This is a genomic window from Streptomyces antnestii, from assembly GCF_004005495.1.
Taxonomy (GTDB): Bacteria; Actinomycetota; Actinomycetes; order Streptomycetales; family Streptomycetaceae; genus Streptomyces; species Streptomyces antnestii.
In genome coordinates this window covers 83,868-99,750 of the sequence record NZ_RZYA01000020.1, presented here as the reverse complement: position 1 = coordinate 99,750, position 15,883 = coordinate 83,868, and the positions used below count along the sequence as shown (strand labels likewise).

12 protein-coding genes, 1 tRNA gene and 1 riboswitch are annotated in these 15,883 nt (G+C 69.8%); of the genes, 11 read left to right on the top strand and 2 right to left on the bottom strand.

The genetic code is table 11. The features are described from left to right. Window positions 1–212 precede the first annotated feature (212 nt). From EOT10_RS31745 to EOT10_RS31710, 8 genes are all read left to right on the top strand, one after another. Window positions 213–1,214: a LysM peptidoglycan-binding domain-containing protein gene (locus tag EOT10_RS31745; protein WP_127831830.1), complete on the top strand. Its 1,002-nt coding sequence runs from the start codon at window positions 213–215 to the stop codon at window positions 1,212–1,214. 169 nt (window positions 1,215–1,383) lie between these two features. Next, window positions 1,384–1,556: riboswitch (cyclic di-AMP (ydaO/yuaA leader) on the top strand. Between the two features lie 4 nt (window positions 1,557–1,560). Further along, window positions 1,561–2,259, top strand: coding sequence for a LysM peptidoglycan-binding domain-containing protein (locus tag EOT10_RS31740; protein WP_127831829.1), 699 nt, complete (start codon window positions 1,561–1,563; stop codon window positions 2,257–2,259). 291 nt (window positions 2,260–2,550) lie between these two features. Next, on the top strand, window positions 2,551–3,831 hold the full coding sequence (gene eno / locus EOT10_RS31735; RefSeq protein WP_127831828.1) for a phosphopyruvate hydratase: 1,281 nt from the start codon (window positions 2,551–2,553) through the stop codon (window positions 3,829–3,831). Window positions 3,832–3,922: 91 nt separating this feature from the next. Beyond that, window positions 3,923–4,411, top strand: a complete 489-nt coding sequence (locus EOT10_RS31730; protein WP_127831827.1) for an FtsB family cell division protein — start codon at window positions 3,923–3,925, stop codon at window positions 4,409–4,411. A 91-nt stretch (window positions 4,412–4,502) separates the two neighbouring features. Next, window positions 4,503–5,033, top strand: coding sequence for a DUF501 domain-containing protein (locus tag EOT10_RS31725; protein ID WP_127831826.1), 531 nt, complete (start codon window positions 4,503–4,505; stop codon window positions 5,031–5,033). Continuing rightward, window positions 5,030–5,974, top strand: a complete 945-nt coding sequence (locus EOT10_RS31720; RefSeq protein WP_127831825.1) for a Ppx/GppA phosphatase family protein — start codon at window positions 5,030–5,032, stop codon at window positions 5,972–5,974. Before EOT10_RS31725 ends, EOT10_RS31720 begins: the two co-directional genes overlap by 4 nt. A gap of 513 nt (window positions 5,975–6,487) precedes the next feature. Beyond that, window positions 6,488–7,879, top strand: a complete 1,392-nt coding sequence (locus tag EOT10_RS31715) for an NAD(P)/FAD-dependent oxidoreductase (RefSeq protein ID WP_127831824.1) — start codon at window positions 6,488–6,490, stop codon at window positions 7,877–7,879. 236 nt (window positions 7,880–8,115) lie between these two features. Next, a complete protein-coding gene (locus EOT10_RS31710; RefSeq protein WP_127831823.1) occupies window positions 8,116–9,414 on the top strand; it encodes an SAM-dependent methyltransferase in 1,299 nt (432 codons plus the stop codon). Between the two features lie 62 nt (window positions 9,415–9,476). Here the strand turns inward: EOT10_RS31710 and EOT10_RS31705 are convergent, their stop codons facing one another. Together EOT10_RS31705 and EOT10_RS31700 are read right to left on the bottom strand one after the other, a co-directional pair. Continuing rightward, entirely contained in the window at window positions 9,477–12,008 is a 2,532-nt protein-coding gene (locus EOT10_RS31705; RefSeq protein WP_127831822.1) for an ABC transporter permease, read from the bottom strand. A 115-nt stretch (window positions 12,009–12,123) separates the two neighbouring features. Continuing rightward, window positions 12,124–12,894, bottom strand: coding sequence for an ABC transporter ATP-binding protein (locus EOT10_RS31700; RefSeq protein ID WP_127831821.1), 771 nt, complete (start codon window positions 12,892–12,894; stop codon window positions 12,124–12,126). A 440-nt stretch (window positions 12,895–13,334) separates the two neighbouring features. On the opposite strand from EOT10_RS31700, the gene EOT10_RS31695 reads away from it, so the two are divergent. From EOT10_RS31695 to EOT10_RS31685, 3 genes are all read left to right on the top strand, one after another. Continuing rightward, window positions 13,335–13,418: transfer RNA gene (locus EOT10_RS31695), tRNA-Leu, on the top strand. Between the two features lie 198 nt (window positions 13,419–13,616). Next, complete coding sequence (locus tag EOT10_RS31690) at window positions 13,617–14,792, top strand: 4-hydroxybenzoate 3-monooxygenase (protein WP_127831820.1); 1,176 nt, start codon at window positions 13,617–13,619, stop codon at window positions 14,790–14,792. 141 nt (window positions 14,793–14,933) lie between these two features. Continuing rightward, window positions 14,934–15,839, top strand: a complete 906-nt coding sequence (locus EOT10_RS31685) for a Bax inhibitor-1/YccA family protein (RefSeq protein ID WP_127831819.1) — start codon at window positions 14,934–14,936, stop codon at window positions 15,837–15,839. The last annotated feature ends 44 nt before the right edge of the window (window positions 15,840–15,883 follow it).

Genomic DNA, 15,883 nt, shown 5'->3' with positions numbered 1-15,883 from the left:
GGCCCGGGCCGTCGTGGAGGTGGAGGGCCGGTTCGGAGGGAGTTCACGGCACGTCAGGAAGGGCTTGGTGGGGCGCGTGACTGACGGACCGTCAAAACTGTGACTTTCACGTGATCTCCGCTGCATCGACTTGTGACAAGCGTTCGAGTGCCGCTACGTTCACCAGTCATCGGGGCACCACCCGCCGCACGAGTCACGCGAAAGGCGTCTTCATGCTCTCCGGGAACGGTCGTCACCGGCGCCCCCGTCAGGCTCCCGCGCTCATCGTCGCGGCGGGAGTGGCCGGATCGGCCATCGCGATTCCGCTGCTCGGCGCGACGAGTGCGAGCGCCGCGTCGACGGCCACCTGGGACAAGCTCGCCGAGTGCGAGAGCGGCGGCTCGTGGAGCGCCGACCCGGGCAACGGCTATTACGGCGGGCTCCAGTTCTCGCAGGAGATGTGGGAGCAGTACGGCGGTCTCGACTTCGCGCCGCGGGCCGACCAGGCCAGCCGGTCGCAGCAGATAGCCGTTGCCGAGAAGGTTCTCGACGACCAGGGTCCGCGGGCGTGGCCGGTCTGTTCCGTCACGTCGGGCCTTACGCGTGACGCCGCGGCCGCCAAGGTCGACCCGGGGGCCGCGCTGCCGACCCCGTCGGCGTCCGCCGGTGACTCCGGGAGCGGCGACGCGGCGACGGGTGACGCGAGCCCCGCCCCCTCGGATGCCGGCCTCTTGGGCACCGCCCCCTCGGACGCCGCGTCCCCGGATGCGACGGACGGCTCCCGAGAGAAGAATCACGACACCTCGGGTGATACCGCAAGTAACACCCCGGACGACTCCAAGGGTGACAAGTCCGGCCGGAGCGATGCGACTTCGGCCCCGGCGACGCCCGCGCCCGAGACGTCCGCCGGCTCGGACTCCTCCGCTCCGCCCGTCTCCGGCCGGCACCGGGGCGACGCGGCCGGCGACGAGGCGGCCGGCTCCTCGCGCGCCGACGACAGCTCGGGCCGTCACGCCTCCCGTGGCGACGAAAGCGGTCGCAAGGACGCGAATACGGACGAACGCGCCTACACGGTGCGCCCCGGCGACAGCCTCTGGGGCATCGCCGACGCCCATGACGTGGACGGCGGATGGGCCGCGCTGTACGCCGAGAACAAGAAGACGGTCGGCGCCGACCCGGACCTCATCCTTCCTGGTCAGAGTCTGGATCTTGGGCTCGAATCGGGCGAAAAGTAGCGGCAGTTCGGGCTGAATGTCCGCTTTCGTGAGAGTGAGAGATGGGTCTCAAAGGCCCTGATCGTCTTTGAAATTCCGGCGATCCACTGCTTACGGTCAGGACCGCTCGCCACAGCGGGCCCCGTCGGATGTCACGCCGAATCCTGCCAATGTCCGTACGGGAACAGTCGTCGCGTAAGCGCCGTAGGCAGGAGCGGGGGACCCAAGGTAAGCGCCGGCCCCGGCCGTTGAGAGACGGCCGACCGACCGGCTTGGGGTGAAGTCGCACGCAACGTCGTGCGACCGGGCACTCATCCGGCCCGAACCCGACAGCTCACCTCGTAGGCGTCGGTGAGGGGATCTCTCGATGCTGTTTTCCAGCAAGGGCAAGCACCGCCGTCCGTCCAAGGCCGTTCGCGTCGCCACGCTCGCCGGTGTCGCCGGTGCCGCTGTCGCCGTTCCGCTGATGGGTGCCACGGGCGCCTCGGCCGCCACCGCCTCCGAGTGGGACGCGGTCGCGCAGTGCGAGTCCGGCGGCAACTGGTCGATCAACACGGGCAACGGCTACTACGGCGGCCTGCAGTTCTCGTCGTCGACCTGGGCCGCGTACGGCGGCACCGCCTACGCCTCCCGCGCCGACCTGGCCTCCAAGTCGCAGCAGATAGCCGTCGCCGAGAAGGTCCTGGCCAGCCAGGGCAAGGGTGCCTGGCCGAGCTGTGGTGTGGGCCTGTCCGCCGCCTCGACCGGCTCCGCCCCGGCCGCCCCCACGCAGCAGCCGGCCCAGCCGCAGCAGCAGGAGCGCACCCAGCAGCCGACCACCCGCAGCCAGGAGCGCGCGAAGCCCGCCGCTCCGAAGCAGGAGTCGAAGAAGACCGTCGAGACCCCGACCGGCAAGAAGGTCAAGAAGGGTGACGGCGAGTACAAGGTGAAGTCCGGCGACACCCTCAGCAAGATCGCCGAGGCGCACCACGTCAAGGGTGGCTGGGCGAAGCTCTTCAAGCTGAACAAGGACATCGTCGAGGACGCCAACCTCATCTACCCGGGCCAGCAGCTCCACCTCAAGTAAGAGGCACCGCCTCTTCAAGTAAGAGGCAACCCATAAGAGGGGTCCCCCCAAGAACTCCCCGCCCCGGTGCGCCTTCCCCCGTCGCGCCGGGGCGGGGATTTGGTGTCTGAGGGGTCCTGGACTTTCGTCCGTTGTCGGCCGGGGCTTTTTGTTCCGTTCGGAAACAATTCGCTCTCGGTTTTGTCCACGGGGCGGGCGGTCGGCTGGCCGATGCCCCGGAGCCGGTTAGGCTCGTGCTTGCCGGACCAAGCGGCCCGGCGTAGAAGCGTCACATCCCAGAAGGAGATGCTCGTGCCGTCCATCGACGTCGTCGTAGCCCGGGAAATCCTGGACTCCCGAGGCAACCCCACGGTCGAGGTCGAGGTCGGCCTCGACGACGGCAGCACCGGTCGTGCCGCTGTCCCGTCCGGTGCGTCCACCGGCGCCTTCGAGGCCATCGAACTGCGTGACGGTGACCCGAACCGTTACCAGGGCAAGGGTGTCGAGAAGGCCGTCCTCGCCGTCATCGAGCAGATCGGCCCGGAGCTCGTCGGCTACGACGCCACCGAGCAGCGCCTGATCGACCAGGCGATGTTCGACCTCGACGCCACGGACAACAAGGGCTCGCTCGGCGCCAACGCCATCCTCGGCGTCTCCCTCGCCGTCGCGCACGCCGCGTCCGAGGCCAGCGACCTGCCGCTGTTCCGCTACCTCGGCGGTCCGAACGCGCACCTGCTGCCCGTCCCGATGATGAACATCCTGAACGGTGGGTCGCACGCCGACTCCAACGTCGACATCCAGGAGTTCATGATCGCCCCGATCGGCGCGGAGTCCTTCTCCGAGGCGCTGCGCTGGGGCACCGAGGTCTACCACACCCTCAAGAAGGTCCTGAAGAGCAAGGGCCTGGCCACCGGCCTGGGCGACGAGGGCGGCTTCGCCCCGAACCTCGGCTCGAACCGTGAGGCCCTCGACCTGATCCTCGAGGCGATCAAGGAGGCCGGTTACGTTCCCGGCCAGCAGGTCGCCCTCGCGCTCGACGTCGCCGCCTCCGAGTTCTACAAGGACGGCAAGTACCTCTTCGAGGGCAAGGAGCGCTCCGCCGCCGAGATGACGGAGTACTACGAGGAGCTCGTCGCGGCCTACCCGCTCGTCTCCATCGAGGACCCGCTGTTCGAGGACGACTGGGCCGGCTGGCACGTCATCACCGAGAAGCTCGGTGACAAGGTCCAGCTCGTCGGCGACGACCTGTTCGTCACCAACCCCGAGCGCCTGGCCCGCGGCATCGAGGAGAACTCGGCCAACGCCCTGCTCGTCAAGGTCAACCAGATCGGTTCGCTGACCGAGACCCTGGACGCCGTCGAGATGGCCCAGCGCAACGGCTTCAAGTGCATGATGTCCCACCGCTCCGGTGAGACCGAGGACGTCACGATCGCCGACCTCGCCGTCGCCACCAACTGCGGCCAGATCAAGACCGGCGCCCCGGCCCGCTCCGAGCGCGTCGCCAAGTACAACCAGCTGCTGCGCATCGAGGAGATCCTGGACGACGCGGCGGTCTACGCCGGTCGCTCGGCCTTCCCCCGCTTCAAGGGCTGACCTGCTCTGACGCTGTAGTTACGTACGTCCCCGCACTCGGTCCCGTACCGTGTGCGGGGACGTACGTACGTATCGGGGAGGCGAGCACGCGATGGCCGGAAAGGTCCGCGACCGGGACAAGGACCGGTTCTCCACGGCCACCCGGCTCCGCGTACTCGGCGAGCAGACCGCCGAGCGTGTCTACCGCTCCCAGACCAGGCGTCAGGCCCGCCGCTCCCGCCTCACCGGCCGCGCGGCGCTCCTCGCCCTGGTCCTGTGCACACTGGTCGTCGCGCTCGCCTATCCCATAAGGCAGTACGTCTCCCAGCGCGGGGAGATCGCCGACCTGCGGCGCCAGCAGCAGGAGGCGCAGGCCAGGGTGGACCGGCTGCGCGACGAGAAGGCACGCTGGCAGGACGACTCGTACGCCGAGCAGCGGATCCGCGAGCGCCTGCACCTGGTGATGCCGGGCGAGACCGGCTACATCGCGCGTGACCCCGAAGCGGCGAAGCGCACGCGCTCCGACGGGAGTGCGGCGGGGCGGCCCTGGTACTTGAACGTCTGGGACGGCGTCGACAAGGCCGACCGCCCCGGCAACTGACCCACCCGAACCCCGAGTCCCCTGATATCCACCGAAGTTCACCGAAGTTCACCGAGCTCACCGAAGTTCACTGAAGGAAAGCCAGCCAGGCATGGACACGCCCCCGCCCCAGACCGAGCCGACGACGCCCACGGACGCCGACATCCACGCGTTCAAGGAGCAGCTCGGGCGCCCGCCGCGCGGCCTGCGGGCCATCGCGCACCGCTGCCCGTGCGGCAACCCGGACGTGGTCGAGACGGCCCCGCGGCTCGAGGACGGCACGCCGTTCCCGACGACGTACTACCTCACGTGCCCGCGCGCGGCCTCCGCGATCGGCACGCTGGAGGCGAACGGCGTCATGAAGGAGATGACGGAGCGTCTGCAGACCGACCCGGAGCTCGCGGCCGCGTACCGGGCGGCGCACGAGGACTACATCGCGCGCCGTGACGCGATCGAGGTCCTGGAGGGCTTCCCGAGCGCGGGCGGTATGCCGGACCGGGTGAAGTGTCTGCACGTCCTGGTCGGTCACTCGCTGGCCGCGGGCCCGGGTGTGAACCCGCTGGGCGACGAGGCGATCGCGATGCTGCCGGAGTGGTGGGCGAAGGGCCCGTGCGTGTCGGCCGCGCCCGAGGAGGGCGAGTGACCCGGGTCGCCGCGATCGACTGCGGTACGAACTCGATCCGCCTGCTCGTCGCCGACGCTGACCCGGAGACCGGTGAACTCGTCGACCTGGACCGCCGCATGAAGATCGTGCGGCTCGGCCAGGGCGTCGACCGCACCGGACGACTCGCGCCCGAGGCCCTGGAGCGCACGTTCGCGGCCTGTCGCGAGTACGCGGCCGTCATAAAGGAGCACGGCGCCGAGAAGCTCCGCTTCGTGGCTACCTCCGCGTCCCGCGACGCGGAGAACAGGGACGACTTCGTGCGCGGCGTCGTGGAGATCCTGGGTGTCGAGCCCGAGGTCATCACCGGTGACCAGGAGGCGCAGTTCTCCTTCACGGGCGCGACGAAGGAGCTGACGGGCCGGGCCGACCTGGACCAGCCGTACCTGGTCGTGGACATCGGCGGCGGTTCGACGGAGTTCGTCGTGGGTGACGACACGGTCGCCGCCGCGCGTTCCGTGGACATCGGCTGCGTGCGCATGACGGAGCGCCACCTCGTGGGGGAGGACGGCAAGGTCACCGACCCGCCGGCCGCCGCGCAGATCGAGGCGATCCGCGAGGACGTCGTCGCGGCGCTCGACCTGGTGACGCAGACCGTCCCGCTGACCGCGGCCCGTACGCTCGTCGGCCTGGCCGGCTCGGTGACGACGGTCGCCGCGCTCGCGCTGGGTCTGAAGGAGTACGACTCGGTGGCCATCCACCACTCCCGTATCTCCTACGAGCGGGTCGCCGAGCTGACGGACTGGCTGCTGATGTCGACGCACGACCAGCGCTCCCTGAACCCGGTGATCCACCCGGGCCGGGTCGACGTGATCGCCTCCGGCGCGCTGGTGCTGCGCCTGATCATGGAGTGGACGGGTGCGAAGGAGGTCGTGGTGAGCGAGCACGACATCCTTGACGGCATTGCGTGGTCGATCGCGTAGGAGCTCCCCCGGTCCTCCCTCGGTCCTCCTTCGGTCGGCCTCCCGGTCCGTAGCGGACCTTCCTTCAACCTCCTTCCGATCGATTGCCGGACCCCCGGAACTGCCTTCGTTTGAGCGGCGGGGAGGGTGTTTGAGCGCGGTGAAAGTGGGTTTTGGGGCCCCTGCACGACACGCCGCCGAGAAAGTTCGTGAAGTTCTTCACAAGGAATTCGCGCCTGTTGGGCGCGGTTCGGGGCCTTCTGGTCCGGTGAAGGGGGTCCGAGGGCTCTGGCGGGGGTCGCGCGGAGGGGTGCGGGATCCGTAGTCCGGAGCTCGGCCGGGGGAGTGGTCCAGGGCGGTGCCAGGCCCGGAGCGGCAGCTCAAGAGGGGTGTGCAACGAGTGGAGTGACGCCGCGGTTCCCTTTGAGGGCCATGACCTGGGTCACGTGGGCGGCGCAGTGTAGCAGAGGCACTGCATAAGCTTGTGAAGGGGCGCACGAGCGACCCCCTCCAGACAGGTGGATACTCGATGGCATGAGCACCACGGAGCGTCCCAGGATCCTCGTAGTAGGCGGTGGGTACGTAGGCCTGTACGCAGCACGACGCATTCTCAAGAAGATGCGTTATGCGGAAGCGACCGTCACGGTCGTGGACCCGCGCTCGTACATGACCTACCAGCCCTTCCTCCCCGAAACCGCCGCCGGCAGCATCTCGCCGCGCAACGTCGTCGTGCCCCTGCGACGCGCTGTGCCCGGAGCCGAGATTCTCACCGGCCGGGTCACCACCATCGACCAGGACCGCAAGGTCGCCACGGTCGCCCCGCTCGTCGGCGAGGCGTACGAGGTTCCCTTCGACTTCCTGGTGATCGCGCTCGGCGCGGTCTCCCGCACCTTCCCGACCCCCGGCCTGGCCGAGGTGGGCATCGGTATGAAGGGTGTCGAGGAGGCCATCGGCCTGCGCAACCACGTGCTCGAGCAGCTCGACAAGGCCGAGTCCACGACGGACGAGGAGATCCGCCGCAAGGCGCTCACCTTCGTCTTCGTCGGCGGTGGCTTCGCGGGCGCCGAGACGATCGGTGAGGTCGAGGACCTGGCGCGCGACGCGGCCAAGTTCTACAAGAACGTGAAGCGCGAGGACATGCGCTTCGTGCTCGTCGACGCCGCCGACAAGGTGCTGCCCGAGGTCGGGCCCGAGCTCGGCCAGTACGGCAAGAAGCACCTGGAGTCCCGCGGTATCGAGATCTACCTCGGCACCACGATGCCCTCCTGCGTCGACGGTCACGTCGTGCTCAGCAACGGCCTCGAGGTCGACTCCAACACGGTCGTGTGGACCGCCGGCGTCAAGCCGAACCCGGCCCTCGCGCGCTTCGGTCTCCCGCTCGGCCCGCGCGGCCACGTGGACACCTCCGCCACCCTCCAGGTGCAGGGCACCGACTACATCTGGGCCGCGGGCGACAACGCCCAGGTTCCGGACCTGGTCGGCCGCAAGGCCGGCAACCCGAACGCCTGGTGCCCGCCGAACGCGCAGCACGCCATGCGTCAGGCCAAGGTCCTCGGCGACAACGTGGTCTCCGGCATGCGGGGCTTCCCGCAGAAGGAGTACAGCCACGCCAACAAGGGCGCGGTCGCGGGTCTCGGCCTGCACAAGGGCGTCGCGATGATCGTCATGGGCAAGATGAAGATCAAGCTCAAGGGCCGTCTCGCCTGGTACATGCACCGTGGCTACCACGGCATGGCGATGCCGACGTACAACCGCAAGATCCGTGTGATCGCCGAGTGGACGATCAACATGTTCCAGAAGCGCGACATCACCGCGCTCGGCGCCCTGGAGACTCCGCGCGAGGAGTTCTACGAGGCCGCCAAGCCGGCGCCGGCCCCGCCCGCCGCCGACAAGCCGAAGGTCGAGGAGAAGGCCAAGGCCTCCTGACCTCAGGTCCCGCATCACCCCGAAGGGGCGCTCGCCATCCGTGGTGCGAGCGCCCCTTCGGCGTTCTCGGAAGCGCCCCCTTCGGCGTCCCGGAAGGCACCCGGCACCCCGACATACGTGGCGGCTGCATGCATTTTTGCCGATCCGTAACGCAGTAACGGGACTGCGCGAGCGCCCTGTTGGTGTTTACGTGGTGTTGGACCGTTCCGGGATCCGTCCTCACGGAGGTGTGCGCCATGTCGAACGCCGCACTGCGGCTGAAGAACCTCGCCGAACAGCTACTCGGAGCACCGCTGCCCGTACGCCTGCGTGCCTGGGACGGTTCGGAGGCCGGTCCGCCGGGCGGGCCCGTCCTCGTCGTACGCAACCGCCGAGCCCTGCGCCGCCTGCTGTGGAAGCCGGGGGAACTCGGCCTCGCCCGCGCCTGGGTGGCCGGTGACCTGGACGTCGAGGGCGACCTGTACGACGCTCTCGACCGGATGGCCGGGCTGATCTGGGAGCGCCCCGAGGACGAGACCAGAAGCCTCGTCGAGGCGCTGAAGGAACCGAGGGTCAGGGCCGCCGTCCGCCAGCTGTTCCGGCTCGCCGGGCCCTTCCCGCCGCCGGCCCCGCCGGGTGAGGAGATGCGCCGCCACGGCCGCCTCCACCGCCACACCAAGGGCAGCGACCGACGGGCCATCAGCCACCACTACGACGTCGGCAACGACTTCTACGAGCTGGTCCTCGGCACCTCGATGGTCTACTCGTGCGCGTACTGGGACTCCCCGGACGGCACCCTGGAGGACGCCCAGCGCGACAAGCTCGAACTCGTCTGCCGCAAGCTCGGCCTGGCACCCGGTCAGCGCCTGCTCGACGTCGGCTGCGGCTGGGGCTCCATGGCCATCCACGCCGCCCGCGAGTACGGCGTCAGTGTCGTCGGCATCACGCTCTCCCAGGAGCAGGCCGCGTACGCCCGCAAGCGGGTGGCCGAGGAGGGGCTGACCGACCGGGTCGAGATCCGGGTCCAGGACTACCGCGACGTCCGCGACGGCCCCTTCGACGCGATCTCGTCCATCGGCATGGCCGAACACGTCGGCTCGGCACGGTACCTGGAGTACGCCGAGGTGCTGTACGGCCTCCTCAAGCCGGGCGGCCGGCTCCTCAACCACCAGATCGGTCGGCGCCCGCAGAAGGACGAGTCGACGTACGAGGTCGACGAGTTCATCGACGCGTACGTCTTCCCGGACGGGGAGCTCGCGCCGGTCGGTACGACGACCGGGCTCCTGGAGCGGGCCGGGTTCGAGGTCAGGGACCTGGAGGCGATCCGCGAGCACTACGCGCTCACGCTGCGCCGCTGGGTCGCCAACCTGGAGTCCGACTGGGCGGTCGCCGTACAGCTCACCAGCCCGGGCAGGGCCCGCATCTGGCGCCTGTACATGGCGGCGTGCGCGCTGAGCTTCGAGCGCAACAAGATCGGCGTGAACCAGATCCTCGCCGTGAAGACACCCGTCTCGGGCGAGCCCGGTATGCCCCTGCGGGCGCGTACCTGGAACTGACGGCCCGGACACACAGGTGGGGCGCCCCGGCATCGTGCCGGGGCGCCCCACCTGTCGTGCCGCTACTCCGACTTGATGGCCGCCAGCATGTTCAGGCGGGCCGCGCGACGGGCCGGCCACAGCGCCGCCAGGATGCCCACGACAGCGGCGAGCGCGAGGAACACCCCGATCCGGCCCCAGGGCAGGACCAGCTCGTACGTCGACAGGGACGTCGCGAGCAGCCGGCCGGCCGCCCAGCCGAAGAACACGCCGAGGCCGACGCCGAGCACCCCGCCGAACAGCGAGATCACCAGCGACTCCAGACGCACCATCCGCTTGACGCCCTTGCGGTCGAGGCCGATCGCCCGCAGCATGCCGATCTCCTGCGAGCGCTCGAAGACCGACATGGCCAGGGTGTTGATGACGCCGAGGACCGCGACGATCACCGCCATGGCGAGCAGGCCGTAGAGCATGTTCAGCATCAGGGTGAACATCTTCGAGATGGCGTTGGAGATGTCCTGCTTGTCCTGGACGAGGACCGCCGGGTTGTCGCCGAGCGCCTTCTCGATCCGGTCCTTGGCGGCGCCGGACGTGCCGCCGTCGGTCTTCACCATCACCTGAAGGTCGGCGGGGTGCGCGACGTGCGGGGTGAGGACGGCGGAGTCCAGCATGATGCCGCGCATCATGTCGTTGCCCTCGTAGACCCCGGCGACGGTCAGCCGCTGCCTCTTGCCGTCCTCGAAGTGCGTGGTGAACGCCGAACCGGTGTGCCAGCCGTGGTCCTTGGCCGTCTTGTCGTCGACGACCACGTCACGGCCGCCGACCCTGAACGCGCCGCTCTCGACCCTGAGGTCGGTGAGCGCGCCGATCGTCGCGCCGTCGACGCCCGTCAGGAACTCGGTCTTCCCGTCGACGCGGGACGGCTCGCTGCTCAGGCCGCTGGTGGCGGTGACCCCGTCGACCTTCGCGAGCTTGCCGGCGACCTCGGGGGAGAGGGGGTTCCGGTTCGCCATCGAGACCACGTAGTCGGCCTTGAGGGCGGACGACGCCATCTTGTCGATGGCCTGCTGGGCGCTGCCCGCGACGACAGTCATGCCGGTGATCAGGGTGAGGCCGATCATCAGGGCGGAGGCGGTCGCGGCGGTGCGGCGCGGGTTGCGGACCGCGTTCTGACGGGCCAGCTTCCCGGAGATCCCGAAGACGCGCAGGACGGGTCCCGCGGCCGCGATGACCGGGCGGGACAGGAGCGGGGTGAGGACGAAGACGCCGATCACCAGGAGGCCCGCGCCCAGGCCCAGGGGGGTCTGCGCCGAGGTGCCGTCGCTCATCGTCGTCGCGTACAGCGAGCAGGCGACGCCGGCCGCCGAGAACAGGGCGCCGATCGTGTTCCGTACGACGAGGGAGCGGGTGGTCGCCGTGGCGTGCACGCTGCTCATCGCCGCGACCGGCGGGATCTTCGCGGCCCGGCGGCCCGGCAGCCACGCGGCCAGCATCGTGATGACGACACCGACGACGAGCGAGGTGACGACCGTGCCGGGCGAGACGACCAGCGGCCCGTCGGGGATCTGCGCGTCGGTGGCGCCCATCAGGGAGCGCAGCCCGGCGCCGATCCCGACACCGGCCGCGAGCCCGGCGACGGCCGCGACCGCGCCGACCAGGAAGGCCTCGGCGAGGACGGAGCGCGTGACCTGCCGCCGCGAGGCGCCGACGGCCCGCATCAGCGCGAGTTCCTTGGTGCGCTGGGCGACGAGCATCGTGAACGTGTTGGTGATGATGAAGACGCCGACGAACAGCGCGATCCCGGCGAACACCAGCAGGGTCGACTTCATCGAGCTCATGCTGGACGAGATCTGCTCGGCCTGGTCGTCGGCGAGCTGCTTGCCGGTCGTGGTCTCGGCCTGACCCTTCGGCAGAACCTTGTCGAGCGCGCTGCGCAGGGCGCCCTGGCCGGTGCCGGCCGCGGCCTTCACATCGATCTCGTCGTACGAGCCCTGCTTGTGCAGGAGTCGCTGCGCGGTCGCCGTGTCGAACAGGGCGAGGCTGCCGCCGGCCGCGACGTTGCCGTCGTCGGTGCTGAAGATGCCGGTGACGGTGGGCGTCAGGACGGGCCCGTCGATGGACATCCGTACGGTGTCGCCGACCTTGTAGCCGGCGCGCTTCGCGGTCTGCGCGTCGAGGACGACCTCGCCCGCACCGTGGGGCGCCCTGCCGCTCTCGAGGGGGTAGCGCGGGTCCTTGTCGCCCCAGTAGTTGGCGCCCTGGGTGGAGAAGCCGCTGCCGACGAGCTTGCCGTCCTTGTCGGCCACGGCCGCGAAGCCGCTGACGACGCCGATCGCGGAGGCGGCGCCGGGCGCCTGCGCGGCCCGGTCCAGGGTGGCCTGCGTGAGCTGGGCGTCCCGGCCGACCTGGTCGCCCCGGGACGTGCCGCTCTTCGGAGTGACGGCGACGTCGACCTGGTCGAAGCCCTTGGCGGAGCTTTTCTGGAAGGCGTCGGAGATGGTGTTCGTGAAGACCAGGGTGCCGGAGACGAAGGCGACGCCGAGCATGACGGCGAGGACGGTCATCAGGAGTCTCGCCTTGTGAGCGAGGACGCTGCGCATGGCTGTTCGGAACATGGGGGTACTCAGTCCAGGGTGCGGGCGCGGTTGCGCTTTGGCCGGTGCGGGATCGTGGGCGGGGTGCGGGTTCGTTGTGGTTGCTCGCGCAGTTCCCCGCGCCCCTTTCAGGGGCTTAGCTCGTCCGGACCTTCGCGTCGAACTGCTTCATGCGGTCCAGGACCGTGTCCGGGGTCGGGGCGTGGGCCTCGTCCACGATTCGGCCGTCGGCCAGGAAGATCACGCGGTCCGCGTAGGCCGCCGCGACCGGGTCGTGGGTGACCATGACCACGGTCTGGCCCAGCTCGCGTACGGAGTTGCGCAGGAAGCCGAGGACCTCGGCGCCCGAGCGCGAGTCCAGGTTTCCGGTCGGCTCGTCACCGAAGATGATCTCGGGCCGGGAGGCCAGCGCGCGGGCCACGGCCACGCGCTGCTGCTGGCCGCCGGAGAGCTGCGAGGGCCGGTGGCCGAGCCGGTCGGACAGGCCCACCATCGCGATCACGTTCTCCAGCCACTGCTTGTCCGGCTTACGGCCCGCGATGTCCATGGGGAGCGTGATGTTCTCCAGGGCCGTCAGGGTGGGCAGCAGGTTGAACGCCTGGAAGATGAAGCCGATCTTGTCCCGGCGCAGGTGGGTGAGCTGCTTGTCCTTCAGGGCGCCCAGCTCCGTGTCGCCGATGCGGACGGAGCCCGAGGAGAAGGTGTCGAGGCCGGCGACGCAGTGCATCAGGGTCGACTTGCCGGACCCCGAGGGGCCCATGATCGCCGTGAACTCGGCCTGCCGGAAGTCGACGGAGACCCGGTCGAGCGCGACCACCTGGGTCTCGCCCTGTCCGTAGACCTTGGACAGATCTGTGGCGCGCGCGGCCACGGCGGTGGCCTTGCCGGCGATGGGGGTGGTGGTCACGGAAGGGTGCTCCTGTCGGACGACGGATGGGGAGGGGGTCCCCTGGGCGGGTCCCGCTGACGGGCCCTTCGAAGGCCCCTTCGAAGGCCCCTTTGGCGGGACCTCTCCATCGTCGGGGCCGCCGTGCGCCGTGGAGTCAGCCGCAGTTCCGGTTCCCGGGGGCGACTTCGGGCGGACGGGAGTTGCCGGTGTCATACCTGGGGATGACCCGCGCCCCTGAGAGCGGAGATCACCGTGGGAGGTGAAATCCCGTCAATTCCACGGTGACGGCGACGAGCGAGCCGACAGGCTGGGAAGGGCCTGCGGCATGTGCGGATGGCGGCTACCGTGGTCTGATGCACCCTCAGACGTCAATAAAATAAGACAACATCGAGCTGGCGTTCCGCTGTTCGGGGGATCTGTCCCGATAGGCTCAGACCTCGTTGCGGAGCCCACGGCCTGCCCGGATGGTGGAATGCAGACACGGCGAGCTTAAACCTCGCTGCCCCTTCGCGGGCGTACCGGTTCAAGTCCGGTTCCGGGCACCTCCACCTTTCCCACCCCTGCCGCCTCCCCGTCGCCGCGTGCCGATCGAATCCGGTCGCCGCGGCGTTTTTCGTGTTCCCGGAAACATGTCCCCCCAGGACCGTTGACAGCGGTCGGGGCCGGGCGGAGACTCCGCTCAGCACTTTATGAACGAAAGTTCACCACGCGAACAAGGCTGAGCGAAGAAGAAGGTACCCATGCGCACCACCGTCGGCATCATCGGAGCAGGCCCCGCCGGACTGCTCCTCGCCCGGCTCCTGCACAACGCCGGAATCGACTCCGTCGTCCTGGAGAGCCGCGACCGGGCGTACGTCGAGCAGCGCCAGCGCGCCGGGATCCTGGAACAGGGCACCGTCGACGTGCTGCGCGAGGCGGGCGCGGCGGAGCGCATGGACCGCGAGGGCATCCCGCACGACGGCATCGAGCTGCGCTTCGACAAGCGCCGCCACCGCGTCGACTTCCCCGCCCTGACCGGCGGCCGGTCCGTGATGGTCTACGCGCAGACCGAGGTGTGCAAGGACCTCATCGCCCTCCAGCTCGCCGAGGGCGGCCCGCTCCTCTTCGAGGCGGAGGCGCTGGCCGTGGAGGACGCCGAGAGCGAGCACCCGCGGATCCGCTACCGGCACGAGGGCCGCGAGGACGTCCTCGACTGCGACTACGTCGTCGCCTGCGACGGCTTCTGGGGCGTGGGCCGCAAGGCCGTGCCCGCCGACGTCTCCCAGGTCTTCGAGCGCACATACCCCTTCGGCTGGCTCGGCATCCTCGCCGACGTCGCCCCCTCGCACGACGAGCTGGTCTACGCCCGCCACGACCGAGGCTTCGCCCTCCTGTCCATGCGCTCCCCGTCCGTCACGCGCGCGTACCTCCAGGTCCCCGAGGGCACGGACGCCGCCGACTGGAGCGACGAGGAGATCTGGGACGAGCTCGACCGCCGCCTGGAGACCGAGGACGGCTGGAAGCTGGAGCGCGGCCCGATCACCGCCAAGTCCGTGACCCCGATGAGGAGTTACGTCCACGAGCCGATGCGGCACGGACGGCTCTTCCTCGCCGGCGACGCCGCCCACATCGTCCCGCCGACCGGCGCCAAGGGCCTCAACCTCGCCGTCGGCGACGTCGTCACCTTCGCCCGCGCCCTGACCCACCGCCAGGAGACCGGCTCCACCGAGCTCCTCGACGCCTACTCCGAGACCTGCCTGCGCCGCGTCTGGCAGGCCGAGCGGTTCAGCTACGCGATGACGACGATGCTGCACACCGCCCCCGACGCGAGCCCCTTCGACGGCCGCATCCAGCGCGCCCTGCTCGACCGGATCACCACCTCCGGCGCCGCCGAGACCGACCTCGCCGAGGGCTACACGGGTTTCCCCCTCGACTGAGCCGGGCGGCGGAACACCGGGGTCCCGTCCTTCGTTGCGGGTAACAGCATGGGAAAGATCCTCCCTGAGCACTAGCCGAGGGTCTTTGCCAGCCCATTACCCTTGAGCCAAGGCCGCGCGAGGTGGCCATGGAGGAGTGAGATGAGGAGCAGTAACCCGGTCTTCTCGCGACGGGGGTTCAGCCGTGACAACGGCTACGCGGGCTTCAACGCGCAGCCGCAGGCCGGGGGACCCGCAGTCGGCACACAGGGCAACCCCTACGCCGGCAACAGCCCGTACGCGCAGAACCCCTACGGGCAGAACCCTTACGCACAGAACCCCTACGCGCAGCAGGACCTGCAGCACGGCGCCCCGCCGCAGGCCCCGGCCACCACCGGCCGCATGACGATGGACGACGTCGTCGTGCGCTCGGCCATGACCCTCGGCACCGTCGTCGTCGGCGCCGCCCTTGCCTGGGCGCTGCTCCCGGTGTCGCCCACGAGCTACGGCCTGGCCATCGGCGCGGCGCTGATCGCCTTCGTCCTCGCCATGGTCCAGTCGTTCAAGCGCAACGCCTCACCCGCGCTGATCCTGTCCTACGCGGCGTTCGAGGGTGTCTTCCTCGGCGTCATCAGCGAGATGTACAACACAGCCTGGTCGGGCGCACCCTTCCAGGCGGTGCTCGGCACGATGGCGGTCTCCGGCGCGACGCTGCTCGTCTACAAGGCGGGCTGGATCCGCGTCACCGCCCGCTACGCCCGTATCGGCATGGCGATCGCGATCGCGTTCGTCGCCGTGATGGCGGTCAACCTCCTGCTGGTCGTCTTCGGCGTCGCCCCGGACGGCGGCCTGCGCAGCATGGGCCCGCTCGGCGCGATCGTCGGCATCATCGCGATCCTGCTCGGCGCGTTCTTCCTGACGCTGGACTTCAAGCAGATCGAGGACGGCATCGCGTACGGCGCTCCGCGCGAGGAGGCCTGGCTCGCCGCGTTCGGCCTGACCATGACGCTCGTCTGGATCTACGTCGAGATGCTGCGGCTCGTCGCCATCTTCAGCAGCAGCGACTGACCGGTTCAGCAACAGAGGCTGACCGGACCGGTTTCGGCCAGTGA